Source organism: Variovorax sp. YR566, assembly GCF_051992195.1.
GTDB lineage: Bacteria > Pseudomonadota > Gammaproteobacteria > Burkholderiales > Burkholderiaceae_C > Variovorax.
Genome location: NZ_CP197092.1, coordinates 6293915 through 6319277, shown reverse-complemented (window position 1 = coordinate 6319277; position 25363 = coordinate 6293915). Strand labels below are relative to the sequence as shown.

At 65.9% G+C, this 25363-nt stretch carries 27 protein-coding genes; 18 read left to right on the top strand and 9 right to left on the bottom strand.

The genetic code is table 11. From position 1 onward, the window contains the following. Nucleotides 1-3 precede the first annotated feature (3 nt). From ACTG4X_RS29595 to rtcR, 4 genes are read right to left on the bottom strand one after another with little or no spacing between them, the layout of a single operon-like run. Nucleotides 4-864 carry an alpha/beta hydrolase gene (locus ACTG4X_RS29595; RefSeq protein ID WP_093079626.1) on the bottom strand — a complete coding sequence of 287 codons (861 nt, stop codon included), beginning with the start codon at nt 862-864 and terminating at the stop codon, nt 4-6. Continuing rightward, nucleotides 861-1436 (bottom strand): exonuclease, encoded by a 576-nt coding sequence (locus ACTG4X_RS29590; protein ID WP_307617038.1) that lies wholly within the window; start codon nt 1434-1436, stop codon nt 861-863. Before ACTG4X_RS29590 ends, ACTG4X_RS29595 begins: the two co-directional genes overlap by 4 nt. Before the next feature lie 4 nt (nt 1437-1440). After that, the gene (locus tag ACTG4X_RS29585) at nt 1441-2301 is read right to left on the bottom strand and encodes a 2'-5' RNA ligase family protein (protein ID WP_440532621.1); all 861 of its coding nucleotides are present in this window, start codon (nt 2299-2301) and stop codon (nt 1441-1443) included. A 16-nt stretch (nt 2302-2317) separates the two neighbouring features. Next, entirely contained in the window at nt 2318-3922 is a 1605-nt protein-coding gene (rtcR, locus tag ACTG4X_RS29580) for an RNA repair transcriptional activator RtcR (RefSeq protein WP_440532620.1), read from the bottom strand. 651 nt (nt 3923-4573) lie between these two features. On the opposite strand from rtcR, the gene ACTG4X_RS29575 reads away from it, so the two are divergent. From ACTG4X_RS29575 to rtcA, 8 genes are all read left to right on the top strand, one after another. Continuing rightward, a complete protein-coding gene (locus ACTG4X_RS29575; protein WP_440532619.1) occupies nt 4574-5725 on the top strand; it encodes a slipin family protein in 1152 nt (383 codons plus the stop codon). Nucleotides 5726-6020: 295 nt separating this feature from the next. Then, nucleotides 6021-7244, top strand: coding sequence for an RtcB family protein (locus ACTG4X_RS29570; protein ID WP_440532618.1), 1224 nt, complete (start codon nt 6021-6023; stop codon nt 7242-7244). 28 nt (nt 7245-7272) lie between these two features. After that, nucleotides 7273-7536: a hypothetical protein gene (locus ACTG4X_RS29565; protein ID WP_440532617.1), complete on the top strand. Its 264-nt coding sequence runs from the start codon at nt 7273-7275 to the stop codon at nt 7534-7536. 58 nt (nt 7537-7594) lie between these two features. Then, nucleotides 7595-8236, top strand: coding sequence for a zinc-ribbon domain containing protein (locus tag ACTG4X_RS29560; RefSeq protein WP_440532616.1), 642 nt, complete (start codon nt 7595-7597; stop codon nt 8234-8236). Between the two features lie 8 nt (nt 8237-8244). Next, nucleotides 8245-9213, top strand: a complete 969-nt coding sequence (locus tag ACTG4X_RS29555) for a ribonuclease Z (protein ID WP_440532615.1) — start codon at nt 8245-8247, stop codon at nt 9211-9213. After that, complete coding sequence (locus tag ACTG4X_RS29550) at nt 9210-9860, top strand: hypothetical protein (protein ID WP_440532614.1); 651 nt, start codon at nt 9210-9212, stop codon at nt 9858-9860. Before ACTG4X_RS29555 ends, ACTG4X_RS29550 begins: the two co-directional genes overlap by 4 nt. A gap of 65 nt (nt 9861-9925) precedes the next feature. Next, a complete protein-coding gene (locus tag ACTG4X_RS29545) occupies nt 9926-10780 on the top strand; it encodes a nucleotidyltransferase domain-containing protein (RefSeq protein ID WP_440532613.1) in 855 nt (284 codons plus the stop codon). Continuing rightward, complete coding sequence (gene rtcA, locus ACTG4X_RS29540) at nt 10773-11810, top strand: RNA 3'-terminal phosphate cyclase (RefSeq protein WP_440532612.1); 1038 nt, start codon at nt 10773-10775, stop codon at nt 11808-11810. Before ACTG4X_RS29545 ends, rtcA begins: the two co-directional genes overlap by 8 nt. Nucleotide 11811: 1 nt before the next feature. Here rtcA and ACTG4X_RS29535 read toward each other — a convergent pair whose 3' ends face one another. After that, the gene (locus ACTG4X_RS29535; protein ID WP_093079603.1) at nt 11812-12261 is read right to left on the bottom strand and encodes a MarR family winged helix-turn-helix transcriptional regulator; all 450 of its coding nucleotides are present in this window, start codon (nt 12259-12261) and stop codon (nt 11812-11814) included. A gap of 140 nt (nt 12262-12401) precedes the next feature. On the opposite strand from ACTG4X_RS29535, the gene ACTG4X_RS29530 reads away from it, so the two are divergent. The 5 genes from ACTG4X_RS29530 (at nt 12402) to ACTG4X_RS29510 (ending at nt 17150) form a co-directional block, all read left to right on the top strand. Continuing rightward, complete coding sequence (locus ACTG4X_RS29530; RefSeq protein WP_177192846.1) at nt 12402-13331, top strand: Bug family tripartite tricarboxylate transporter substrate binding protein; 930 nt, start codon at nt 12402-12404, stop codon at nt 13329-13331. Between the two features lie 7 nt (nt 13332-13338). Beyond that, nucleotides 13339-14310: an amidohydrolase family protein gene (locus tag ACTG4X_RS29525; RefSeq protein ID WP_307617045.1), complete on the top strand. Its 972-nt coding sequence runs from the start codon at nt 13339-13341 to the stop codon at nt 14308-14310. 1 nt (nt 14311) lies between these two features. Beyond that, nucleotides 14312-15526, top strand: coding sequence for a 3-hydroxybenzoate 6-monooxygenase (locus tag ACTG4X_RS29520; RefSeq protein WP_440532611.1), 1215 nt, complete (start codon nt 14312-14314; stop codon nt 15524-15526). Nucleotides 15527-15542: 16 nt separating this feature from the next. After that, complete coding sequence (locus ACTG4X_RS29515; RefSeq protein ID WP_440532610.1) at nt 15543-15953, top strand: DoxX family protein; 411 nt, start codon at nt 15543-15545, stop codon at nt 15951-15953. A gap of 135 nt (nt 15954-16088) precedes the next feature. Next, the gene (locus ACTG4X_RS29510; protein WP_093057593.1) at nt 16089-17150 is read left to right on the top strand and encodes a maleylacetate reductase; all 1062 of its coding nucleotides are present in this window, start codon (nt 16089-16091) and stop codon (nt 17148-17150) included. A 24-nt stretch (nt 17151-17174) separates the two neighbouring features. Here the strand turns inward: ACTG4X_RS29510 and ACTG4X_RS29505 are convergent, their stop codons facing one another. Together ACTG4X_RS29505 and ACTG4X_RS29500 are read right to left on the bottom strand one after the other, a co-directional pair. Then, nucleotides 17175-17531, bottom strand: coding sequence for an alpha/beta hydrolase (locus ACTG4X_RS29505; protein WP_440532609.1), 357 nt, complete (start codon nt 17529-17531; stop codon nt 17175-17177). A 114-nt stretch (nt 17532-17645) separates the two neighbouring features. Further along, nucleotides 17646-19310, bottom strand: coding sequence for an adenylate/guanylate cyclase domain-containing protein (locus ACTG4X_RS29500; RefSeq protein ID WP_440532608.1), 1665 nt, complete (start codon nt 19308-19310; stop codon nt 17646-17648). Between the two features lie 56 nt (nt 19311-19366). Between ACTG4X_RS29500 and ACTG4X_RS29495 the strand changes: the two genes are divergently transcribed. Then, nucleotides 19367-20086 (top strand): Crp/Fnr family transcriptional regulator, encoded by a 720-nt coding sequence (locus tag ACTG4X_RS29495; protein ID WP_440532607.1) that lies wholly within the window; start codon nt 19367-19369, stop codon nt 20084-20086. Nucleotides 20087-20098: 12 nt separating this feature from the next. On the opposite strand, the gene ACTG4X_RS29490 is transcribed toward ACTG4X_RS29495, so the two are convergent. Continuing rightward, entirely contained in the window at nt 20099-20572 is a 474-nt protein-coding gene (locus ACTG4X_RS29490; RefSeq protein WP_440532606.1) for a DoxX family protein, read from the bottom strand. A gap of 131 nt (nt 20573-20703) precedes the next feature. Then, entirely contained in the window at nt 20704-21633 is a 930-nt protein-coding gene (locus ACTG4X_RS29485) for a LysR family transcriptional regulator (protein ID WP_440532605.1), read from the bottom strand. Nucleotides 21634-21790: 157 nt separating this feature from the next. Here ACTG4X_RS29485 and ACTG4X_RS29480 point away from each other — a divergent pair, with 157 nt between their 5' ends. The 4 genes from ACTG4X_RS29480 to ACTG4X_RS29465 all read left to right on the top strand — a co-directional run bounded on the left by ACTG4X_RS29480 (nt 21791) and on the right by ACTG4X_RS29465 (nt 25363). After that, a complete protein-coding gene (locus ACTG4X_RS29480; protein WP_440532604.1) occupies nt 21791-22630 on the top strand; it encodes an intradiol ring-cleavage dioxygenase in 840 nt (279 codons plus the stop codon). Nucleotides 22631-22663: 33 nt separating this feature from the next. Continuing rightward, complete coding sequence (locus ACTG4X_RS29475) at nt 22664-23269, top strand: nuclear transport factor 2 family protein (protein WP_440532603.1); 606 nt, start codon at nt 22664-22666, stop codon at nt 23267-23269. Between the two features lie 6 nt (nt 23270-23275). After that, nucleotides 23276-24256, top strand: coding sequence for a Bug family tripartite tricarboxylate transporter substrate binding protein (locus ACTG4X_RS29470; RefSeq protein WP_440532602.1), 981 nt, complete (start codon nt 23276-23278; stop codon nt 24254-24256). Between the two features lie 348 nt (nt 24257-24604). Continuing rightward, nucleotides 24605-25363 (top strand): sulfite exporter TauE/SafE family protein, encoded by a 759-nt coding sequence (locus ACTG4X_RS29465; RefSeq protein WP_440532601.1) that lies wholly within the window; start codon nt 24605-24607, stop codon nt 25361-25363.

Here is a 25363-nt window from a genome sequence, read left to right as displayed (position 1 = left end):
TCGTCATTGCTGCAGCGGATGCTGCGCGGATTCGAAGAACGCGGTCAGCGCCTTGCGATAGGCGGCGCCGTACCGCAGGGCCGTCATCGGTTCGAGGTGACTGGCGCCCGGCACTTCGATCAGCCGCTTGGGCTCGCGCGCATCGGCCAGCAGGCGCCTCGAATGCGTGGGCGAAATCACCTGGTCGGCCGTGCCATGGATCAGCAGCAGCGGAATGGGCGACACGGCCGCCACGTACTTCGACGCCGCGTACTCGTCGCTCACCAGCATGCCCGCACCCCACAGCTTGTCGTTGGCAATCGATGAGTAGGAATAGAAAGTCGACTCGATGGCCGCCGCCCTCACGCCCGCCCGGTTACCCGCACCGACCACCGCAATGGCATTGGTGCCGCCCAGGCTCTGCCCGAAGACGAACAGCCGCTGCGCATCGACATCGCTGCGCGAGCGCACGTAGTTCAGCGCGGCGTTGGAATCCTCGAACACGCCCTTGGGCTCCGGCTTGCCTTCGGACTGGCCGTAGCCGCGGTAGTCGAACACGAACACGTTGTAGTCCTGCTTCGGCAGCCAGGCCGCGAAGCGCCAGTGCGTGCTCATGTTCTGCGCGTTGCCATGGAAGTGCACCACCGTGCCCTTGGCTTCCTTCGGGTTCCGGCGGTTCTCCGCGGGCAGGAACCAGCCGCTCAGGCGCGTGCCGTCTGCGCTGGTGAACTGCACGCTCTCGTAGCGCAAGCCCAGAACGTCAGGCGTTTCATAGGCCACGCTGTCGGGGTAATAGAACATCGACTGCACGCAGCCCGTCAGCATGAGCGGCAGCGCGCACAGCGCCAGCTTCTTGCACCACCGGCGGACAGCGCTGTTCGTCATGTCTGCTTGCTGCCTGCGGTGGCCGCGCGGTTCTCCGCGAGCATGTTGCAGAAGAGGGCACCTTGCTCGATGGCGTCGTCCAGCGCGACGTGCGTGTGCGGCAGCTTGTCGAACCAGCGGCGCGGCATGGCGCGCTTGGTGCTGTCGCGGTAGTCGAGCTTGAGCATCGCCATGGCGAACGACTTGACGTCGAGCGCCGAGTGGCTGAACGGACTCTCGCCCGCAAAGCGCATCAGGTACCAGTAGACAAAAAGAAAGTCGAAGCCCGCCGGGTAGGCGACGAACACCGGCCGCGCGGGCAGGCCCTTGAGCCAGCTCACGTAGTTCTTCATCGCGTGGGCTGGGTCCTGCAGATCGGTGCGGCATGCGGCCCAGGCCTCGGGCTGGGTCTTCCACCAGGCGGCGGTCTTGGGGTCGGCCTCGGCGCCGGGTAGGGTGAGCAGATTGGCGCTGAAGGTGGAGACGAGTTGCTTGTCGGCCGTATAGGCGGCCGAGCCGAAGCTGAGCATCGAGTTCGGGCCCGGGATGGGGCCGTCGGATTCGACGTCTGTGCTTATGTAGATTTCTGACATGGGTTCAATCGATTTCGAGGATGGACCCGACCGAGCGCTGGAGTTCTTCTATCAGCTCGGGGTCCATGTATTTGTATTCATCGGGAATGTCGAGCACATGGATCGGCTTGCCTTCCAGCATCCGCGTGAACTCGGCCACCAGGCGTGACTTGTGTTTTTCTTCCATCACGAGGATCACGTCGGCCCATTCGATGTCGTCGACGGACACCTTGTGCCGCGCGTTCGGGCTCGTGCCGGCGGAGCGTGCGGAAATCAGCGGGTGCCGGCGCCAGAGTTGTTCCGCGGTCGGGCTGCGCCACTGGTTGCGGCTGCAGATGAAGAGGACGTTGCGCATGAATCGGGTGGAGGCTTGGGGCAGCTGGAAGACATGCATGTCTTGCCAGCGCCCGGACGAGTTTTCTATCAGCGTGACTTCGGCGCACGTCGCATGCACGGCGCCAGATGCGAGGAGGCGAATCTGCAGTTCGGCGGCTGCCGCATCCGCGTCGAGCGTGTTGCCGTGCGCCACCGTCAGATGCGGAATGACGCCTTGGTGCTCGCCGCCGTACGGCGGGAAATCGGGGAAGGCTTCCACGAGCGCCATCGTCATTTCGATGAAGGGCGCGGCCGGCTCCGGTGCGAGGTAGGCGGTTTCGGGGAAGCGCTCGACCTTGGCCAGGGAAAAGTCGAACGACGGCGTCTTGTTCAGAACCTGCTGCGCACGCTCCAGCACTTCGGGTGTGATCAGGGCAGGGTCCATGAAAGGCACGAGCACCGTGATGTGTGCCGGCACGCCGAGTGCGACAGTCGCGTCGTAGCGGCGGCGCAGGTCCCCGACAAGAGCCTCGGCAGCGGGGACTTTCACGGCGAATGCGGAGATGGCCATCGCGGCGGAGGATAGCTCAGGCGTTGGCGGTCTGGCCCCAGTCGAGCCCGTGCTTGACGAGGTACTTGCGCAGCCTGTCCGCATCGTTCACCACGCTGCGTTGCGCGCGCGAGGCCTGGAAGAGCTGGCGGCCCGCATCGGACAGGCTGCGCGATTGCCGGCAGACGCGCACCACCGCTTCGAGCTGCAGGCGGTCGAACAGGTCGAGCGCTGCTGCGCGCTCTTCGCCGAGCAGCGCATCGAGATCGACGTCGCCGCCCGCGGCTGCCGACGGCCCCTGGTGCTTCCACAGCCACCGCAGCCGCGCAATCTCCGCCTCTACCAGTGCCACTGGAATGCGCCCGCCATCGGCCAGTGTCGCCAGCCGCGTCACGCTCGCCGACAGGTCGCGGAAGTTGCCGCTCCAGATCGCCTCGCCGCTCTGTGCAAAGCGCAGGTAGGCAGCGCGTGCCTCGGCGTTGAAGCGCACCACGCGATGGTTCTCCGTTGCGTGAATGGCCAGCAGGTGATCGACGTTGGGCTCGATGTCCTCGGGGCGCTGCGCGAGGCCCGGCAGGTCGTAGGTCCAGAGGTTGATCCGTGCGAACAGGTCCTCGCGGAATCGGCCTTCGGCTACGTCGCTGCGCAGGTCGCGGTTGGTGCCGGCGATGAGCTGGAAATCGCTCTCCACTTCCTTGTCGGCGCCCACCGGGAAGAAGCGCTTCTCCTCGATCGCCTTCAACAGCATGGCTTGCTCGTCGAGCCCGAGCTCGCCGATCTCGTCGAGGAAGAGGGCGCCCTGGTGCGCAGTGCGCAGCAGGCCCGCACGATCACTTGCCGCTCCGGTGAAGGAGCCCTTCTTGTGCCCGAACAGCGTGGACGCCGCCCCGTCCCCTCGCAGCGTCGCGCAGTTCACTTCCACGAATGGCCCCGTCATCTGGTGCCGCGCCTGCTTCAGCTCGAACATGCGCCGCGCCAGGAACGACTTGCCAGCGCCCGTCGGCCCGATCAGCAGGATCGGCGCGCGCGATCGCACGGCTACGCGTTCGATTTCGTCGATCAGCGCATTGAAGCGCGCGTTGCGCGTGGCGATGCCGCTCTTCAGGAACGCGACCGCATCGCGCTGCTCCGCATCGAAGCGCCGCGCGATCACGTCGTAGCGCGACAGGTCGAGGTCGATCAGCGTGCACTTGCCGGCCTCGCCTTCGCGCTGCTTCCTGGGCGGCGAAGTCTGCGCCAGCACGCCGGGCACCACGCGCGATTCCGACAGCAGGAACATGCAGATCTGTGCAACGTGCGTGCCGGTGGTGATGTGCGTCCAGTACTGCTCGCGCTCGGTGTCGAAGCTGTAGCTGCGCGCCCAGTCGTACAGGCGCGTGTAGACCTCGCCGAAATCCCACGGGTCCGCAAGGTCGAGCGGCACGAGGTTGACGGTGGTCTCGGGAGACACGGTGGCGATGTCGGCCTTCACCACTTCCGCCAGCGCCTTGTGCCGCAGCGTGTAGAGCAGCTCCATGCGCGAGACGACCATGTCCTCGTGCTGGGCGAGCGAGACGGTGGGACGCCACTTGTTCCAGCGGCGCGCGCCTTGGCCGGCATCGAGCTGGGTGCCGAGGATGCCGATGACGACGATTGGCTTCATAGATATAAAGCTAGCTGAATTTATAAATGAATGTGAATTCTATCTGGCTTGATATCGCGAGCAATGACGCTGAGAAAAGAATTTCTCCTTTCATATCAACGACTTGTTCAACGCCGGCCCGCAACGGTGCCAAGCTGGCACGCTGGCTGCGATAGATCACCCGTCAGGATGCAGTTCAACCGCTCGCAGGTGCCGCATGAAAGCGGCCCGGTGCAGCAAGCCAGGTCTGTCCTTGGGTTTGCCGTATGCCGCAGCTGAACTGGCTGGCAACTGGGCTTGTTCCAGTTCTGCTCATGGTTGAGCACCGTGTTGACCACATGGCGTTGCGGGTTCGATTCCCGCGAAAAACCCGGCGGTGCTTGCACCGCCATCTGATGGGGGCGAAAGCCCCTCCGCCCCGGCACGCGACACCGTGCCAAGCGCAGGCGGCTTGCGCACCGCGTGTGTGGCAAGGAACTGCGTGCAGCCATCGACGGCGAGGGAAGTGACGGCGTTGCACATGCGACGACGGGAGGCACCTACCGAACCGCGCGACCGCTGCACGTCAGGCCTTGGCTACCGCAGTGCCCGCCGCCTGCCCTTTCGAGGGCCTGGATTGAGTGACTGAACGAAACGAATAACCGAACTGAACAACGAGTGGGAGTAGAAAAAATGCTGGGTTTCAACCGAATCACGATCAAGAAGAACGAACGCGCGCTGCTGCTGCGCAATGGCGATTTCGAGCAACTGCTCGGCGCGGGCAAGCACTGGGTGTTCTCGCGTTTCGACCGCATCGAACTGGAGCGCTTCGCGCTCGCCCAGCCGGCGTTCGAGCACGAGCTGGCCGATTACTTCCTGGCGCGCGAGCCCGAACTGGTCGAGCGTGAGTTTGTGCACGTGTCGCTTGGTGAGGCCGAAGTCGGCCTGCGCCTGGAAGACGGCGTGCTGGTGCAGATCCTGCCGCCTGCCACGCGCAAGCTGTACTGGCGCGGTCTGCGTGAGCAGCGCGTCGACGTGATCGACGTGGCCGACGATGCGCGTCTGCCGGCTGAGCTGGTTTCGAAGCTGCAGAGCGTGGCCCTGCGTCCGCGTGCGGTGGCTGGCCTCGACGGTGTGTTGCTGGTCCAGGTGCCCGAGTTCCATGTCGGCGTGTTGACGCTGCAGGGCCAGATGCAGGAGTTGCTGCCGCCGGGTAACCACGGTTTCTGGCGCTTCAACCGTCAAGTGGCCGTGTCCTGTGTGGACCTGCGTGCGCAGATTGCCGAAGTGAGCGGCCAGGAAATCCTGACCCGCGACAAGGTGGGCCTGCGCTTGAACATGTCGGCAGTGTGGCGCTTCACCGATGTGCGGCAGGCGATGGCGCAGATGCCGAAGCCTGCCGAGCATGTGTACCGCGAGCTGCAGTTCGGGCTGCGTGCAGCCGTCGGCGAGCAGACGCTCGACGCATTGCTGGAGAACAAGGCGGCCATCGACCAGACGGTGCTGGCGCAGGTGCGTGAGCGGCTGGAAGGTACTGGCATTGCGCTGGAGAGCGTGGGCGTGAAGGACATCATCCTGCCCGGCGAGATGAAGACCATCCTCGCCCAGGTGGTGGAGGCCGAGAAGTCGGCCCAGGCCAACGTGATCCGTCGCCGTGAGGAAACCGCGGCCACGCGCTCGCTGCTGAACACCGCCAAGGTGATGGAGGGCAACCCCGTCGCGTTGCGAATGAAGGAACTCGAAACGCTGGAACGGGTGGCCGAGCGGATCGACAAGATCTCCGTGATCGGCGGCTTGGACCAGGTGCTCAACGGGCTGGTGACGCTTCGGCCGAGCGGTTCCTGAGCGATAGGCAGAGAGAGATACGGGCACGCAGGCACAGAAGGGAGCGCCACTGCCAAAAATGTTGATATTGCCGGCAGCCTGGGTAAGACCAGGTACGGCGGGAAAGTCGGTTGACGAGCAAGGTTGAGGATGCAGGTGCTGGCTCCGATGACGGGTCTGTCACTGGCGCGCGTTTCCAATCGTCGACTGGGCCATCGGACTCAAGAACCATGGTCGCCGTATTGATGCGGGTTCGAATCCCGCCGTGTCCACCAGTTGGTCGTAAAGAATAGATAGATAGACAGAGAGAAAAGAAATGGAACAGAACTACAACCTCCACGAAGTCGAAAACGGCGTGCCCGTGAAGATGTGGACCCGCGGCGTGCCCGTGGAAGCCGAAGCGCAGAAGCAGCTCGAGAACGCCGCGCGCCTGCCTATCGTGTTCAAGCACATCGCGGCCATGCCCGACGTGCACTACGGCATCGGTGCGACCGTGGGTTCGGTGATCCCGACCTTCAAGGCCATCATCCCGGCCGCGGTGGGCGTGGACATCGGTTGCGGAATGATGGCGTGCAAGACCACGCTGCATGCCAACGACCTGCCCGACAACCTGGGACCGCTGCGCGGCGCGATCGAGAAGGCCGTGCCGCACGGCTCGAACCCCAAGCGCATGGGCCGCGATAAAGGTTCGTGGGAGACCCCGCCGAACGAAACCGACGTGGCCTGGAGTGCGCTGAAGGACGAGTTCGACGCGATCTGCGAAGACTACCCGCGCCTGAAGAACACCAACAACCACAAGCACCTGGGAACGCTGGGTACGGGCAACCACTTCATCGAGGTGTGCCTGGATGAAGCGGGTTCCGTGTGGTTCATGCTGCACTCGGGTTCGCGCGGCGTGGGTAACGCCATCGGTACGCACTTCATCGAGCTTGCGAAGAAAGACGCCGAGCTGCACCAGCGCAACCTGCCCGATCAGGACCTGGCGTACTTCGAGGAAGGTGCCCAGTATTTCGGCGACTACGTGCGTGCAGTGGGCTGGGCCCAGAAGTTCGCGCGTGCGAACCGCGAAGTGATGATGCAGCGCGTGGTCGCGGCCGTGCGCAAGGTCATCACCAAGCCCTTCGAGGCGCACGTGGAAGCGGTGAACTGCCACCACAACTACGTGAGCCGCGAAACGCACTTCGGTGAAGACGTGCTCATCACCCGCAAGGGCGCGGTGAGCGCAAAGATTGGCGAGCTGGGGATCATCCCCGGCAGCATGGGCGCCAAGAGCTTCATCGTGCGCGGAAAGGGCAACCCCGAGAGCTTCATGAGCTGCAGCCACGGCGCCGGTCGAAAGATGAGCCGTACCAAGGCGAAGAAGCTCTACACCGTGGCCGACCAGATCGCCGCAACCGAAGGTGTCGAATGCCGCAAGGACGCCGACGTGATCGACGAGATTCCGATGGCCTACAAGGACATCGACGCGGTGATGGATGCGCAGAAAGACCTGGTGGAGGTGGTTTACACGCTCAAGCAGGTCGTTTGCGTGAAGGGGTGATGCGGTGGGTGTCGAGTACCGCATCAGGATGGCATTGCCGACGCGGCCCACCGCCGAGGCAATCCTGACGAAGGCCGCCCATGGCTGCCGTCTGGAGATGGGGGACGCCGGCGGCAGCTTCTATTCGTCGGCGGCATCCGCGTCGGCGAAATGGCCGGAGGCCTCGGTGGACATCGAAGCCGATGGCCTTTTCATCTGCTTGCATGCGGACAGCGACTTTTCGCGGCAGATTTTCGGCCGGATCGTTCAATTCGCTGCGGGCGAAGGTGTCGTGACAGTGCAAGAGCTATAGAAGAGGGTTCGAACAACCGGACCTGCCTTCGTAGCAACGTATTACGGAGGTTTAAAAAATGAAGAGCAACAAGCAACGCCGTGTCGAGATCAAGGCGCACCGCCGCGAGCGTGCCGCCACGCTGGCTGCACGCCTGCGCTCGCCGGATGTCCGGCTGCCGAAGCCCGACTTCGCATATGCACTCGGTTGCGAGCCGGCGGATCGAGCCATTCTGCAGCGGCACAACAACACCTACGGCGTGCTGCCGGACTTCTATGTCGCGCGTCCATTCATCTGCCGCGATTGCGGTGCCGACGAGGTATGGACGGCCAAGCAGCAGAAATGGTGGTACGAGACGATTCACGGTCATATCGATAGCCGTGCCGTGCGATGTCTCGCATGCAGGCGCGCGCGGCGCGAGCGTTTGCGAGCTGTTGCACCTGGCGCCAACCTTCTGCTCGAGAAGACATGTCGCCTGCGTGCATTGGGTGCGGCAAAGCCGAGCGCTCAAGCCAGGGCCGAGATCGAAGCGGCATTGCAAAGCAAATGGTGGAGCCTGCGTGTCGTGGCGATCCAGGCAATGGGGCGCTGGGGCGGTGAAGAAAATCTTGCACGGCTCCACGCGTTCATGGCGGCTCGCCCGGAGGGAGGTCGCCGATACTTCTGTTGGGAGCGCGTCGCCGCGGATGCTGCAAGAAGCGCATTGATGTGCAGGGAGTGATAGACGAGATGATGAAACTGACTTTTCTGGGTACCTCCTCCGGTACCCCCACGCGCCACCGCAACGTCTCCGGCCTTGCCGTGCAGACGGTGCTCGGCCCGGACTGGTTCCTGGTCGACTGCGGTGAAGGCACACAGCATCGCGTGCTGCAGACACCGCTGTCCCTGAACGACCTGGCCGCCGTCTGCATCACGCATGTGCACGGCGACCACTGCTACGGCCTGCCGGGCCTGCTCGCGAGCGCGGGCATGAATAAGCGCACGAAGCCGTTGAAGCTGATTGCGCCGCTGCCGGTGTGGGAGTGGTTCGAGGCTACGCGCGCGTTGACCGATCTGCATCTGCCCTACGAAGTCGAGCATGTGGATCTCGGCGGTCCGTCACTGGTGTACGAGGTGCCGGGCCTGCGCATCGAAAGCCATGCGCTGCTGCATCGTGTGCCCAGCCACGCCTATCGCATGCAAGTCGAGACGCGGCGCGTGCGGCTGAAAGCGGACGCATTGCGCGCCATCGGCCTGCCACCCGGTCCTGCATGGCGTGCGCTGCAGCAAGGTGAGGACGTGCCTTTCAACGGCGGCGTGCTGCGCAGTGCCGACTACACCGAGACCCAGGTCGAAACGGCTGCCGCGGTGATGGGCGGCGATAACGCCGAACCCGCATTGCTGCACGACGCCTGCAAGGGCGCGCAACTGCTGGTGCACGAGGCCACCTTCACGCAGGAGGCACTCGACAAGGTCGGCCCCGGGCCGATGCACAGCTCCGCACGCCTGCTGGCCGAATTCGCGCAGGCGGCCGAAGTGCCCAACCTGATCCTCACGCACTTCAGCGCGCGCCATCAGAACGAAGAGGGAATGGCCGCATTGATGGCAGAGACGCAGGCGCACTACTGGGGCAACGCTTTTCTGGCGAACGACCTTGACGTGTTTGAACTCGATGCAGCGGGTACTCTTGCCCGCGGCGCCGACGGGCCACGACCATGAGCGTTCAACTTCTACGTCAGTCCTTGGAGTTGGAAAGTGTCACGGACTCCCTGCGTCTTCGCATGAGGGCCGCAGGCTGTGAGTTCTACTTCACGGTTCGGCAATGTCTAACTGCGGCGGTCTCCGTCGACGAGGTACATCACCGTTCATTGTTGGCGGCCTTGTTTAGCGAAGTGCAGGCAATGGCAGATCGAGGCTGGCAGTGGCAAATGGCAATACACCCTCATCTGAAGGCCGGGCAGCGCTGGATAGGGCCCGAGGATGTCATCAACGTGTCTGCCGTGCCTTGGGAAACTGCTGGAGTTGTTGACGCCCGTGTGCTCGAACCTGTCTGTTGCACCTCACCGATTCGAAGATCGGAGCCGCCGAATGGTTTTCAGCGACTGTCGCAAGCCTTTGAAAATCCACCCAGCTCGAGGCGGTGTCCACCAGATCTGTTGGCTGAGTTCTGTGCGGCGGTGGGGTTGTTGCCGAATCACGATATCGAGGTCCTAGATTGGGTGGGCGACCCTTTGATGGAGCCGGAGCGCAGCAATTGGAGCAAGTATTTTGAAGACGGGAAGGAGTGGTGGGGTATCTGGTGTCTCACCGTATGGAATCCACGTCGTCAAACGCTGGCCGCTCTCATCGCAAGCAGCACAGATTGACTGCCGGCCCTTTTCTTGACCGTCGTTCGCGCTAGCTTCTAGAGCGCGACAACTGCTTTTTGTTCATGACCGAGTATCTAAACAACGAATTCCTGCGCTCCGCCCACCCGATCGAGCCCGCCATGCGCGCGCAGATCATGGAGGCCCTGCGCGACATCGAAGCGAAGCACGACGTGACTGTGCTCTTCGCCTGCGAATCCGGCAGCCGCGGCTGGGGCTTTGCCTCGCCCGACAGCGACTACGACGTGCGCTTCATCTACGTCAACCGCCTGCCGTGGTACCTCACGGTGACGCCGCGCCGCGACGTGATCGAGGTGCCGATCAGCGGCGATCTCGACATCAACGGCTGGGATCTGCGAAAGGCGCTGGGCCTGATGCGCGAGTCGAACCCGACGCTGCTCGAATGGCTGCGCTCGCCCATCGTGTACCGCGACGACGTGGTGGCGATGCCGCGTTTCCGCGCCCTGTCGGAGGCGGTGTTTTCCAACGCGCGCGGCTGGCACCACTACAGCTCGATGGCAAAGAAGAACTTCCGCGAGCACCTGCAGGCCGACGAGGTGCGCTACAAGAAATACCTCTACGTGCTGCGCCCGCTGCTGGCCGCGCGCTGGATCCGCTCGCAGCCCGGCGTGCCGCCGATGCGCTTCGCCGATCTGGCGCAGCGCACGCTCGACCCAGTGCGCGACGCCGCACTGATCGACGAGATCAACGCGCTGCTCGAAGTGAAGATGCGCGCGGGCGAAGCCGCGACCAGCCCGCGCTGGCCCGGCATCCATGCGTTCATCGAATCCGAGCTGGTAGCCAATGCGGCGGAGCCGGTGACCCCGCTGCCGCAGGCCGAAGAGGCCGGCCTCGATGCATTCCTGCACGAGACGGTGCTGCGCTTCGAGAAGGCAAAGACGGAGGCCGCGCATGATTGAACTCGACGGTTCGCAAGGCGAGGGCGGCGGCCAGATCCTGCGCACCAGCCTCGCGCTGTCGGTGGTCACGGGCCAGCCGCTGACCATCGAGAAGATCCGCGCGGGCCGCGCCAAGCCGGGGCTGATGCGCCAGCACCTTGCGTGCGTGAACGCGGTTGCCGAAATCAGTGGCGCGCAGGTTGAAGGCGCGGAGCTGGGTTCGCAGTCGCTGCGCTTCCAGCCCGGCCCGGTGCGCGCGGGCGAGTACCGCTTCGCCATTGCCAGCGCGGGCAGCTGCATGCTGGTGCTGCAGACCGTGCTGCCACCGCTGCTGCTTGCTGGCGCGACCAGCCGTGTGCACCTGAGCGGCGGTACGCACAACCCGATGGCGCCGCCGTTCCACTTCCTGGAGCGTGCCTTCGCGCCGCTGGTGCGCCGCCTGGGTGCGGACCTGCAACTGACGCTGCGCCGCTGCGGCTTCTATCCGGCCGGTGGCGGCGAGGTCGAGGCGACCGTCGTGCCGGCGGCCGGCGCGCTGCAGCCCTTCGATCTGATGGCGCGCGGCGCGCACCAGTCGAACTACGCCGAATGCCTGGCGCCCGGCCTGCCGCGCCACGTGCCGACGCGCGAGCTCGATACGCTGGGCGGCGCGATGGGCTGGTCTGGCGAGCAGCTGCGCTTCGGCACGGTGCGCCAGAACGAAGGCCCCGGCAATGCGCTGATGGCCACGCTGGCGTACGAGCACGTCACCGAGGTCTTCACGGCCTTCGGCGAGAAGTCGCTGAGCGCCGAGCAGGTGGCGCACGGTCTGGTGAAGGAGCTGCGCGCGTTCCAGAAGAGCGAGGCCGCGGTCGGCCCGCACCTTGCGGATCAGCTGGCGTTGCTGCTGGCGCTCGCGGCGTGGCAGAGCAAGAAGGCCTGCGCCTTTACCTGCAGCGAGGTGACGGAGCACACGCGCACCAACTGCGCGGTGATCGAGTGCTTTCTGCCGGTGCGCTTCGCGATCACCGAGAGCCGCCAGGCTTCGACGGTGCAGGTCTCGCCGGCCTAGCTCAGGCCAGCGGCGTCGCGTTGGCGTACAGGCGCAGCAGCATCGCGCGCAGCGTCTTCACTTCCGCCGCGCTGAAGTCCGAGGTGGCCACCGCCTCGTAGTGCTGCGCGAGCGGAATCAGCTCGCAGGTCAGCGCGAGGCCGCGCTCCGTGAGCGCGATGCGCACCGCGCGCTTGTCGGTGTCGCACTTCTCGCGCGCCACCAGTTCATTCGCCGCCAGCCGGTCGACGATGCGCGACAGCGCCGACAGGTCGGTCGACGCGTGCATCGCCAGTTCAGACAGCGTTTGCCGCGGCGTGTGCTGCAGCGACGCACACACGCGCCATTCGCTGAGGCTGAGTCCGTAGGGCTTCAATGCCTTCGCAAAGGCATTGCCCATGCGCGCACCGGCGCGTGCCAGCAGGAAGGGAATGGCCTTCTCGAGGTCGTGATCTTGGGGCAGGGTTTTCATCTAGACATGCTTGAACAATCAAGTATATAGTCCGCCGCAATTACTTGAATAATCAAGCAAATACGGAGACGATCATGAGCCTGAAGCCTTTACGACGAGCTATCGGCGCATGCGCCATTGCACTGTCTTTCCTGGGAACGATGCCTCTGGCAACCGCTCAGGGAACGGCTGCCAAGTGGCCCCAGCAGGCGGTGCGCTTCGTGGTGCCGTTCCCCGCGGGGTCGGCGCCCGACGTGCTGATCCGCCATGTGGGCGCCAAGCTCGGCGAGAAGTGGGGACAAGGCGTGATCGTCGACAACAAGCCCGGCGGCAGCGGCGTGATCGGCATGAACGCGATCCTGGCTGCGCCTGCCGATGGCTACACCTTCGGCTTCGTGCAGGGCTCGGCCATCTCGGTGGCGCCGAGCACCATCAAGGGCGTGACCTACGACTTCAACCGCGACTACGTGCCGGTCACGCTCGCGGCCGTCGCGCCCTTCATGCTCGCGGTGCCGGCCAATTCGCCCTACAAGACGCTCGCTGACTTCATCGCCGCCGCACGCGCCAAGCCGCAGGGCATCGAGGTGGCAGACAACGGCCGCGGCACCGCGCCGCACCTGGCTTCGGCATTGCTTGGGCTGCAGTCGGGCGCGCAGTTTCTCGAAGTGCACTACCCGGGCGGTGCACAGGCCATGCAGGCCACGCTGGGCGGGCAGACCCAGATGATGGTCGAGACCTACAACGTGGTCGCCGGCAACGTGCAGGGAGGGCGCATGCGCGTGCTGGCCAGCATGGGCGACCGCGTCGAGGCCGGGCTGGAGCAGTTCCCGCTTGCGAGCAAGACAGTGCCCGGTGCGGTGGCGCATGGCTGGTTCGCCGTCATCGCGAAGAAGGGCGTCGACCCGCAGGTGCTCGCGAAGCTCAACAAGGACATGAACGAGGCGCTGCTGTTGCCCGACGTGGTGGCCAAGTCGCGCGAGCTGGGCACCTACCCGCGCCCTGGCACCCCCGAACAGCTGGCGCGCTACATCGCCGACGACCGCAAGACCTGGCAGGACGTGCTGGACAAGCTCAACATCAAACCGGAGTGATTTCCCCATGAAGAACAAGATTGCGCTCGAAGAGCATTTCGCGATCGACCTGACGATCGCCGACTCGCAGGTATACGCCCGCCCCGAGGTATGGCAGGGCCTGAAGAACAACCTGCTCGACTTCGAGCAGCAGCGCCTCGAGCAGATGGACGAGTGGGGCACCGAGCTGTCGATCCTCTCGCTCAACTCGCCGGCGGTGCAGGCCATTCCCGATGCGAAGCGCGCCGTCGAAGTCGCGCAGCGCGCCAACGACGTGCTGGCCGAGCAGACGAAGCGCCATCCCACGCGCTTTGGTGGGTTCGCGGCGTTGCCCATGCAAGACCCCGAGGCGGCCGCGCGCGAGCTGGAGCGTTGCGTGACGCAGCTGGGCTTCCACGGCTTCCTGGTCAACGGCTTCTCGCAGGTGGGCGACGAGAACACCGTCGTCTATTACGACGACCCGCGCTTCACCGATTTCTGGGCCGTCGCCGCCGCATTGAAGAAGCCTTTCTACATGCACCCGCGCGACCCGTTGCTGAGCCGCGAGCCCATCTACGAAGGTGCGCACTGGCTCACCGGCCCCACCTGGGCCTTCGCGGTGGAGACCGGCCTGCATGCGCTGCGCATCATGTCGAGCGGCCTGTTCGACCGGCACCCCGACCTGCAGATGATCCTCGGCCACTTCGGCGAGGGCATTCCCTTCAACATCTGGCGCGTCGACCACATCCTGCGCAAAGGCCGGCGCGGCATGCCCTGCGACAAGGAAATCGGCGACTACCTGCGCAGCAACGTGCACATCACGACCAGCGGCAACTTCCGCACGCCCACGCTGCTGTCGACGATGCTCGAGGTGGGGGCGGACCGCATCATGTATTCGGTCGACTACCCGTTCGAGAAGCATGAGGACGCGGCCCGCTGGTTCGACAAGTGCGAGATCAGCGAGAACGACCGCCAGAAGATCGGCCGCGACAACGCGCGCAAGCTGTTCGGATTGAAGTGACATGCGCACCGTGAAAGACACCCGCCCCGTGCTCGTGGCCGGCGGCGGCATCGGCGGGCTCGCAGCTGCGCTGGCGCTGGTGCGCGAGGGCTATCGCGTGAAGGTGATCGAGCAGGCCGGCCAGATCGGGGAGATCGGCGCCGGCATCCAGCTCAGCCCCAACGCCTTCGCGGCTTGCGACGCGTTGGGCGTGGGCGAGCATCTGCGCGCCAAGGCGGTCTACACCGAAGAGATGGTGATGTTCGACGCCATCGACGCGAAGCGCGTGGCGAGCATCTCGTTGTCCGATCGCTTTCGCGCGCGCTTCGGCAACCCCTATGCGGTGATCCACCGCGCCGACATCCATGGTGCGTTGCTCGAAGGCGTGAAGGCCACGACAGAAGGCATCGAGTTCCTCACCTCGACCAAGGTCGTGCACATCGAGCAGGACGATGCAGGCGTGACGCTGATCGATGCACAGGGCGGCCGTCACGAAGGCCAGGCCGTGATCGGCTGCGACGGCGTGCGCTCGGCGGTGCGCCAACAGTACGTGGGCGACAGCATCCGCGTATCGGGCCATGTGGTGTTTCGTGCCGTGATCGACACGGCCGACTTCCCCGAGGCGCTGCGCTTCACCGCGCCATGCATCTGGGTCGGGCCCAACTGCCACCTGGTGCACTACCCGTTGAAGGGCGGCGACAAGTTCAACATGGCCGTCACCTTCCATAGCGACCAGCCTGAGGAATGGGGTTCGATGGACGGTGACCCAGCCGAGGTGCAGCGCTACTTCCGCCCGACCTGCGAGCAGGTGCAGCAGCTGCTGCGCATTCCGAAGGCGTGGAAGCGCTATTCCACAGCCGACCGCAGCCCCATCGAGCAATGGACCTTCGGCCGCGCCACGCTGCTGGGCGATGCGGCGCACCCGATGGTGCAGTACCTGGCGCAGGGCGCGTGCATGGCCTGCGAGGACGCCGTGACGCTGGGCCTCGCGCTGCGCCGCGAAGAGGGCGACTGGCCGCGCGCGCTGGCTTTGTACGAACGCTCCCGCGTTGCCCGCACCGCGCGTGTCGTGCTCTCGGCCCGCGAGATGGGCCGCATCTACCACGCCAAGGGCGTCGAGCGGCTGGTGCGCAACAGCATGTGGACGGGCAGGCCGCAGGAGCGCTTCTACGATGCGCTCGAATGGCTCTACGGCTGGACGGCCGCCAACTGCCTGGGCGACGAGAAGGTCGCGTGAAATTCAAGGAAACGACATGACGACAAACGAACCCTTTCGCGGCTGGACCCTGGCCGCCCGCGTGCTGATGGCGGTGATCTTCCTGGTCGCGGGCGTGCGCAAGCTCATGACCTATGGCGCAACGCTCGGCTACTTCGCCAAGCTCGGCATCCCGCTGGCCGACGTGGTGCTGCCGTTGACCATCGCACTCGAGATCGGCGGCGGGCTGCTGCTGATCGCCGGCTGGCGCGTGCAATGGGTTGCCGGCGCGCTGGCCTTGTTCACGCTGGCCACGGCCTTCGCGGCGCACGCGTTCTGGGCCGCCGACGCGGCGCAGTTCAATGCGCAGCTCAACAATTTCCTGAAGAACGTGGCCATGGCCGGCGGCTTTCTGCTGCTCATCGTTCAGGCGGGCGCCGGCGAGAGGACGGCCGGCAATCGAAGCTGAGCGGAAAACTCCTTTCCGTTCCTGTCGTTGAATGAGTAGGCGGCCCGGCGGGACACTCGCCCGGCGGGCCGCCGGCGTATCGTGATGCCCGGCATCGGCCGTTCATGAACATTCGAGAGACAGACAGGAAAAGCCATGACCACACCATCGTTCGTCTACACCAGCGTGCCCCAGCGGGTGGTGTTCGGCGCGGGCTCGCTGCAGCACCTGGCGCGCGAGATCGACCTGCTCGGCGCGCGCCGGGCCCTGGTGCTGTCCACGCCCGAGCAGCGCCCGCAGGCCGAGCGCGTGGCCGACATGCTCGGCGCGCACGCGGCCGGTGTGTTCGACCGTGCCGTGATGCACGTGCCGATCGAAACGGCGCGTGAGGCGCGGGAAGTGGCCGCCCGGCTGGGCGCGGATTGCGCCGTGGCCATCGGTGGCGGTTCCACCACCGGGCTGGGCAAGGCCATCGCGCTCGACTCGGGCCTGCCGATCCTCGCCATCCCTACAACCTACGCGGGCTCCGAGATGACGCCGATCTACGGCATCACCGAAGCCGGCATGAAGAAGACGGGCAAGGATTTCAAGGTGCTGCCGCGCACCGTCATCTACGACCCCGAGCTTTCGCTGGGTCTGCCCGTGGGCATGAGCGTGACCAGCGGCATCAACGCCATCGCGCATGCGGCCGAAGGGCTCTACGCGGTCGATTCGAATCCGATCATGGACCTGATGGCGCAGGAAGGCATTGCAGCACTGGGTCGCGCGTTGCCGGCGATCCGTGCCACGCCCAAGGATGCGAGTGCCCGCAGCGACGCGCTCTATGGCGCCTGGCTCTGCGGCACGGTGCTCGGCAATGTCGGCATGGCGTTGCACCACAAGCTGTGCCACACGCTGGGCGGCAGCTTCAATCTGCCGCATGCCGAGACCCACACCATCGTGCTGCCGCATGCGCTGGCCTACAACGCCGAAGCGGCGCCGCAGGCCATGGCGCGTATCGCGCAGGCGCTTGGAGGAAGCACTGCCGCGCAAGCCGTGTACGACCTTGCACGCGACAACGGTGCGCCGGTTGCGTTGCGCGACATCGGCATGAAGGAATCCGATCTCGACCTGGCCTGCGAGCATGCGCTGAAGAACCAGTACCCCAATCCGCGCCCTCTGGAGCGCGATGCGATTCGTGCCTTGTTGCAGAACGCGTGGGAAGGTGTGCGGCCCTGAGTTGCGGCAGGGCCGCGTCGCCGCTTACAGGCCGGCCTGGCGCGTGAACGACACCGTCGGCTTGCTGTAGGCCGAGGGCACCTGGTCGCGGTAGAACGCGCGGCGGTCCAGGCTTTGCAGCGGGTCGTGAGCGGTGGCCACGGCCTGGTCGCGCACCGCATTGCGGTCGAGCGTGGAGTTGACGGCCAAAGTGCCTTCAGCGGCGCTGTCGGAGTAGGAGTTGCCGGCGCGCGCGGCAGCCACGGCTTCGGCCTGCACGTCCATGCGGCTGGCGGACGAGGTGATGGCGTGCACGCCTTCGTAGGTTTCAGCGTGCGCGCCTGCTGCGCCGAGCATGGCGAATGCGGCGGCGGAGATGGCGATGAGTTGCTTGGTGTTCATGATGCGAGTCCCTTTGACTGTCAGTGTGGGCGGCGGACATTCGTCGTTGCCACGGGATGCAGTGTGAAATCGCATCGTGGTTTGCGCTGTGCGTTTGCGCACCGCTTTCGGCAATTACAGAGGAGCAGCGCTGTGCGGTGCGTAGAGCACCGCAAGAGGTTCGGAGCGTCCCCGCACGGTGAGCGTTTCGATCGCGCCCATGGCCTCCGCAACACCGGCCTGCTCGGCCGCGAACAGCGAGACGACGAGGCGCGATGCGGCCGTCTTCGAGTGGTCCTGCAGCCGGCTCGCGGTGTTGACCACTTCGCCTATAGCGGTGAAGGTGGTCGTCTCCAGGTAGCCCACTTCACCCACCGCCGCACGGCCCGCATGCAGGCCCATGCCGAACTCCAGCCGCTGGCCGAACTGCGCCTCGAAGCCTTCGCTCCATGCATCCATGCGCTGGCCGATCAGCTCGGTCGCGTGCAGTGCCTGCCTGCAAGCGGTGGGCAGGTCGCATTCGAGCCCGAAGATCGCCATCACGCTGTCGCCGATGAACTGGTTCGGCACGCCGCCGCTTTCGCGCACTGCCGCACCGACGGTGGCGAAGTAGCGGTCGAGCACATAGGCCAGGTCGAAGGGCCACTGCCGCTCCGACAGGCCCGACCAGCGCCGAAGGTCGACGAACAGGATCGCCACGTCGCGCTCGCGCCCGAAGCTGCCGACCGGCGCGGGCCGGCCTTCATTGGGCAGCGGCGCGAACAGAGGCGTGACCTCGACGTCGCCGCGCGGGCGCAGCTGGCAGGCCAGGCGCACGTCGGCCGGCGCGCGCACGCGTTCGAGCGTGCGCTGCTCGTCGCGGCCGGGTTCGCCGATGTGCTCGACCGGGCCGGCCACGCGCACGCGGCAGGTCGAGCAGCGCGCCCGTCCGCCGCAGATCGACACATGAGCGATGCCGTGCGAGCGGCTCGCTTCCAGCACGCTCCAGCCGCGCGGCACCTGCACCGTGCGGCCGGGGTAGCGCAGCGTGACCGATGGTTGCCGCGACCAGCGCGCGAAGCTGTTGCGCCCCCAGCGCGCCCCCAGCAGCGCGACCAGCGCCAGCCCGTAGAACCACTTGATGTTGCCTTCGGCCGTATTCAGCGCCTTGCCTTGCTCGGGCGTGGGAAGCACGGTGGGCGGCACGCCGCTCCACTGGAACTCGCGCCCCATGGAGACGAAGCCCATCGCCGCCGTCAGCGGCAGCACAACCGCAATGGCCAGCAGCAGGTAGGAAAAGCGTCGCCAGGCCGGCTGCGCCCGCAGTGCGAAATGCAGGCCCAGGCAGCCGTGGACCCAGGCCGCCAGCATCATCAGCAGCTGTGCGGCCGCGCCCTGCCAGTCCCACAGCCCCCAGACCACGCGCACATACGAGCCCTCGATGCCATAGGCCAGGTAGGCGCCGCGCATGGCAGTGAGGTGCGTGGCCAGCAGCAGCGGCAGCGCAAAGCCCAGCAGTACGCGCAGGCCTTCGAGCGGCGGCATGCGCAGGGTGCGGCGCTCCCACAGGGCGACCACGGCCAGCGCCAGGTGGGTGGCGGCCGCGCCGTACAGCAGCACGGTGCCTGGCAGGCTGTGCCAGAACTTCTGCACGCCGCGCAGCACGGTCTCGGCCGCGGCAAAGGAATAGATGCCCAGCGAATGGTTCAGCAGATGCGCCGTGATGTAGGCCATCAGCACCAGCCCGCTCGCCCAGCGGAGATTGCGCCGTGTCGGCGGTCTCAGGGAAAAAGGGGGGGCGTGAGGGGAACGTCTGTCCATGAACGGGTTCGAAGCGGCACCCGAGCATAATCCGCGCGCCCCTACCTAGCCCTGGCATGGCCAAACCTGAACTCACCCCCCGCTCCAGCCTCGCGCTGCGCCAGATCGCGCTGCTCGAAGGCCTTTCAGACCAGCGCCTGGACCTGCTGGCCCAGCAATGCCTGTGGCACAGCGTGGAAGCCGGCAAGCCCCTGCTGCTGCGCGCCGAGCAGCAGGGCGACCTGTTCCTGCTGGTCTCGGGCCGGGTGCGGGTGACGACCTACTCGGCCAACGGCCGGCAGGTGACTTTCCGCGATTCCGAAGCCGGCGAGCACTTCGGCGACATCGCCGCCATCGACGGTGGCCCGCGCTCCGCCGACGTGGTCACGCTCGAACCCAGCGTGGTCGCCAGCCTCGACCGCGCTGCCTTCATGACCCTGCTGCACGACGAGCCGCTTGTGGCCCAGCGCGTGATGCTGCGGCTGGTGTCGCTGGTGCGGCAGCTGTCGGAGCGCGTCATCGACCTGAGCACCCTCGGCGTGCAGAACCGGCTGCATGCCGAGTTGCTGCGCCTGGCCCGCACCGCCGGCATCGACGGCAACCAGGCCCGGCTGGAGCCGGCTCCCAAGCATGCGGCGCTGGCCAGCCAGATCAGCACCAACCGCGAGCAGGTCACCCGCGAGCTGAATGTGCTGGTGCGCAACGGCGTGCTGCGCAAGGACGACAAGGCCCTGCTGGTGGCCGACGTCGCCCGCCTGGAACTGATGGTTTCGCAGGTCAGGGGCGACGCCGGCTGAGCCGGAAGACGCTCAGTTCCAGCGACCCTTGACGCCGCCCACGCTGAAGCGGCCGGCACCCAGCAGCACCACCGTCAGCGCGCCGAACAGGTACAGGCCCTGCAGTTCCAGCGCCCAGCCGCCCTTCTTGGTCAGCGAGAACAGGTCGGCCATGTGCACCAGGCCGAAGGCCACCAGCATGTTGATGACCACCACGGCGGCGGCCGCGCGGGTGAAGACGCCCGCGATCATCAGCAGCGGCGCGACGATTTCGCCCACGTACACCAGGTAGGCCAGCCCACCCGGCAGCCCGGCCTTGGCCAGCATGCCGCCGATGAAGCCCACGCCGGCCGACAGCTTGAAGATGCCGTGCAGCAGCACCAGGAAGCCGATCGTCACGCGAATCAGCAGCTTGCCGGAATCGTCCAGCGCGGCGGGGGAGAGGGCGGAAAGCGGCGATGCGATCGGCGCACGCGGGGTGTTGGCGGCTGCGGCCTGGGTGTTCATGGCAGATCCTTGCTTGGTGGAAAACGGTGGTCCGCCGCGGAATGCGACGGTTGCGGTTCCAGTTTGCGAGGCCGCCGAAATGCGGGATGTGCGTTTACGCACATGTTTTGGCGAAAGGCCTTTTTGCCCGGTCAGTGGCTGCCGAAGTGGCCTGTCCACTTTCTTTCGTAGTCCATTTTTGCGAAATGCGCCGCCATGAAGTCGATGAAGCTGCGCACCTTCGCCGACAGGTGCTTGCGGCTCGGGTACGCCAGGTTGATGGTCAGGTGTGGCAGGTCCCAGTCGTCCAGCGTGGGCACCAGCCGGCCGGCCACGATGTCTTCGTAGACGATGTAGGTCGGCTGCACCAGGATGCCCATGCCGTCGAGCGCGGCGGCGCGCAGCACCTGGCCGTCGTTCGATTCGAGCAGACCCGTCACCGACACCGTGTGCGTCTCCCCGCCACGGCTGAAGCGCAGCTCGTTCGGGTTGTTGGCGTAGGTGTAGATCAGCAGCTTGTGCTGCTTCAGCTCGTCCAGCGTCTTCGGAAAACCGTGCTGCGCAAAGTAGCGCGGCGATGCCGCCAGGACGCGCCGCGTCTCGCCGAGCCGGCGGATCGTCACGTTCGAATCGGGCTCGTACTCGCGCGTGCGTATCGCCACGTCGATGTTGTTGTCGATCAGGTCGAAGTAGCGGTTTGCGGCCTCCACGTGCACCGTCACGCCCGGGTAGCGCTGCGTGTATTCGCGCAGCAGCGGCGCGATGTGGTGGATCGAGAAAGAAAGCGAGGCCGTCACGCGCAGCACGCCGGTGGGATTGAGCGCGGTGGCGTTCACCGTCGACTCGGCGTCCGCCAGGTCGGCCAGGATGGTGCGGGCGCGGCCGCAGAACTCGCGGCCGGTGTCGGTGAGGTACAGGCGGCGCGTATTGCGCTCGACCAGCCGCGCGCCCAGCCTTTCTTCGAGCGCACTCAGATGGCGGCTTGCGGCGGCGTTGGAGAGGCCCAGCGCCTCGGCCGCGCGGCTCAGGCTGCCGGCATCGGCGATCTGCACGAGCAGGGCGATTTCGGTCCAGCGGTCCATGGGGTGGTGTCTCCGGGCTTGTTTTTCAGGGTCGGACGATTTTGGCGCAGGGCAGGCTCGACCGTTCCGCTGGGCGGAAAAATCATTTGCGCCCTGGTGCTTTCGTGCGAACGGCGTGCGGCCTACAGTGCGCCGAGACAACATGGAGACAGCCACGATGCGCAACCTCAACCAGGACAACATCACCCAGGCCGTGCTCGCGCGCTTCGCCGATACCCCCAGCCCGCGCCTGCACGAGATCATGACCAGCCTGGTGCAGCACCTGCACGCCTTCGCCCGCGAGGTGAAGCTCACCGAGGAAGAGTGGTTCCAGGGCATCCAGTACCTCACCGCCACCGGCCAGAAGTGCGACGACAAGCGGCAGGAGTTCATCCTGCTGTCTGACGTGCTGGGCCTGTCGATGCTCACCATTGCGATGAACAACGACAAGCCTGCCGGCTGCACCGAGGCCACCGTGTTCGGCCCCTTCTACTTCGAAGGCGCGCCCGAATACGAGCATGGCGACGACGTGGCCAACGGCGCTGTAGGCGCGCCCTGCGACGTGTTCGCCACGGTGCGCGGACTCGACGGCGAGCCGGTGGCCAATGCGGTGGTCGACGTGTGGCAGGCCGACGAAGGCGGCCACTACGACGTACAACACCAAGGGCTGGATCACGCAGAGAACCGCGGCCGCCTGCGCACTGCGGCCGATGGCTCGCTGCACTTCCGCAGCGTGCTGGCCGAGGCCTATCCGATCCCGGTCGATGGGCCCGTGGGCGACCTGCTGCGCGCGACCAAACGCCACCCGTGGCGGCCCGCGCATCTGCATTTCAAGATCGAGGCGCCGGGCTACGAACGGCTCATCACCCACGTGTTCCGCGACGGCGACCAGTGGCTCGACTCTGATGCGGTGTTCGCGGTGCGGCAGTCGCTGGTCGCGCCATGGAAGAAGCAGGACAACGACCGCTGGCGGCTGGACTTCGACTTCGTGCTCAACCCGTTGAAGCAGCCTGCCTGATCCAAACAAAAAACAATGAAGGAGACAACGCAAATGACAGACACCCTGCAGCAGGAGCTGCTGATCCGCCGGATGATCGAGCGCTGGGCCGTGTGGCGCGACGCTGGCGACTGGGAGCGCTTCGCCACTGTGTGGCACCCCGATGGCGTGATGATGGCCACGTGGTTCCAGGGCCCGTACTCCGAATTCATCCGCGTCACGCAGGAGGGCTGGGCCAAGGGCGTGAGCATCCTGCACTTTCTGGGCGGCTCGGCCATCGAGGTGGCTGACGAGCGCGCCATCGCGCAGACCAAGATGACCATCTCGCAGCGCGGCATGGTCGAGGGCGTGCTGTGCGATGTGGTGTGCACCGGCCGCTTCTACGACTTCGTGGAAAAGCATGGCGGCGAATGGACGCTGCTGCACCGCCAGCCGATCTACGAGAAGGACCGCATCGACCCGGTGGACCCTGCCGCCACGGTGAAGCTCGATGCAGCCGTGCTGGCCGACCTGCCCGAAGGCTATCGCCACCTTGCGTACATCCAGCAGCGCATCGGCTACACGGTGAAGCTGGACATGCCGATGCTCAAGGGGCCGGCGGTGGAGGCGCTGTACCAGCGCGGCGCGCGCTGGCTCGCTGGCGGCGCACTCGAGCGCTGAACGGCCATGGACACCACACTCGACCGCCGCAGCGTCATGGCTGCGGCGCTGGCAATGCTCGCCATGCCGAAACTCGCGCTTGCACAAGACTGGCCTGCGAAGCCGCTCAAGCTCGTCGTGCCGCAGCCGCCCGGCGGCGGCTTCGACTTTGTCGGCCGGCTGCTTGGCGAGCGTCTGTCGCGCGCACTGGGCCAGCCCGTGATCGTCGACAACCGCTCGGGTTCCGGCACGGTGGTCGGCACCGACTTCGTCGCCAAGGCGCCGGCCGATGGCTACACGCTGCTGGTCGGCTCGGTGTCGAACCTCGCGCTCAACATGGGGTTGTACAAGAACCTGCCCTACGACTCGCTGCGCGACTTCGAGCCGCTGGGGCTGGCCGTGGCCTACAGCTACACGCTGATGGCGCGGAAAGACCTGCCGCAGGGCACGCTGAAAGACGTGGTGGCGTTTGCCAAAGCCAACCCGAAGAAGCTCAACTACGCATCGGCGGGCAACGGTTCGGGGCAGCATGTGATCGCGGCGGCGCTGTGGCAGCAGGCCGGTGTGGAGCTGACGCACGTGCCGTATCGCGGTGCGCAGGCGGCTTACCAAGACTTGCTTGGCGGTCGGGTCGATCTGTTCTTCGACCTTTCGCCGACGGCGCGGCCGCAGGTGGTGGCTGGCAATGCGAAGGCGCTGGCGGTTTCGGGTACATCGCGGCTGCCGACGCAGCCTGACGTTCCCACCATTGGCGAGACTGGCGTGGCGAAGCTGGAGCTTGAATCGTGGTTCGGTCTCTTTGCTCCGGCGAAGACACCACCGGCGGTGCTGGAGCGACTGCGTGCCGAGCTTGCAAAGGTCATCGCAATGCCTGAGGTGATGGATTCGTTCGTGAAGGCCGGTGGCAAGCCGCTCGCGCTGTCGCAGGCTGACACGCGCGCGCTGGTGCGCAAGGACGTGGAGCGTTGGAGTCGCACGGTGCGTGAGCTGGGTATTCAGCCGGAGTAGATCGTTTTGGTTGCTCGGCTGTGTGTTGTGTTCGGGGTGCGTGCGAATGACACCGGGTACTCCCCTCCGCGAATGTTCCCCGCCTTCGGCTCCTCCTTTATTTCGCTGCGGGGAGCACCCGGTGCCATTCGCACATGGACGCGGCTGTCGTGCTGGCCGATCAACGACTGCGCTGAACGATCACGTCGATGGGGTGCCTTGCGCAGCGAAATAAAGGAGGAGGCCGAAGGCCGGGGGACATTCGCGGAGCAAGGTACCCCGTCGGCGTGAGCGCGCCCCAATCTAAAGGCCTGCTACGCTAGCGAAGCCCGCCGCCCCGGTGGGCTTTTTTCTGCGCTTCTTCTGCCCATGGCCTTTCCCCTCATCACCGACCCGCATTTCTATGCGGTCGCCATTCCCGCCGTGCTGCTGCTCGGCATCAGCAAGAGCGGCTTCGGCGCGGGCTTCGGTTCGCTTGCGGTACCGATGATGGCGCTGGCCGTCACGGTGCCGCAGGCAGCCGCCATCCTGATGCCGCTGTTGCTGCTGATGGACGTGCTGGGCCTGGCGGCGTTCCGGCGCGACTTCGATCGCTCGCTGCTCAAGTTTTTGATTCCGTTCGGGCTGCTGGGCACGGTGATCGGCACGCTGCTGTTTCGCATGCTGTCGGCGCACACGGTGGCGGGCATCGTCGGTGTGTTCACGTTGCTGTTTCTGGCGCAGCGCCTGCTGCTTCCACCCAAGCCCAATGACCCGCTGCCTTCGCGCGGCGTGGGCGCGGTGCTGACCACGGTGTCGGGCTTCACCAGCTTCATCGCGCATGCGGGTGGGCCGCCTATCAATGCCTATGTGATTCCGCTGCGGCTGTCGCCGGTGGTCTTCACCGCAACGATGGCCTACTTCTTCTTCGTGGTGAATCTCAGCAAGTGGATTCCCTACGCGTGGCTAGGCCTGCTCGACTTTCGCACGCTGGCCACGTCGCTGGTGCTGATGCCGCTCGCGCCCCTCGGCGTGTGGGTCGGCGTCCGCATCGCTCGGCGCATCGATGCGACCTGGTTCTATCGCTTCGTGTACCTGGGCATGTTGCTCACGGGCCTGAAGCTCGTCTATGACGGCTTCCTGGCCTGA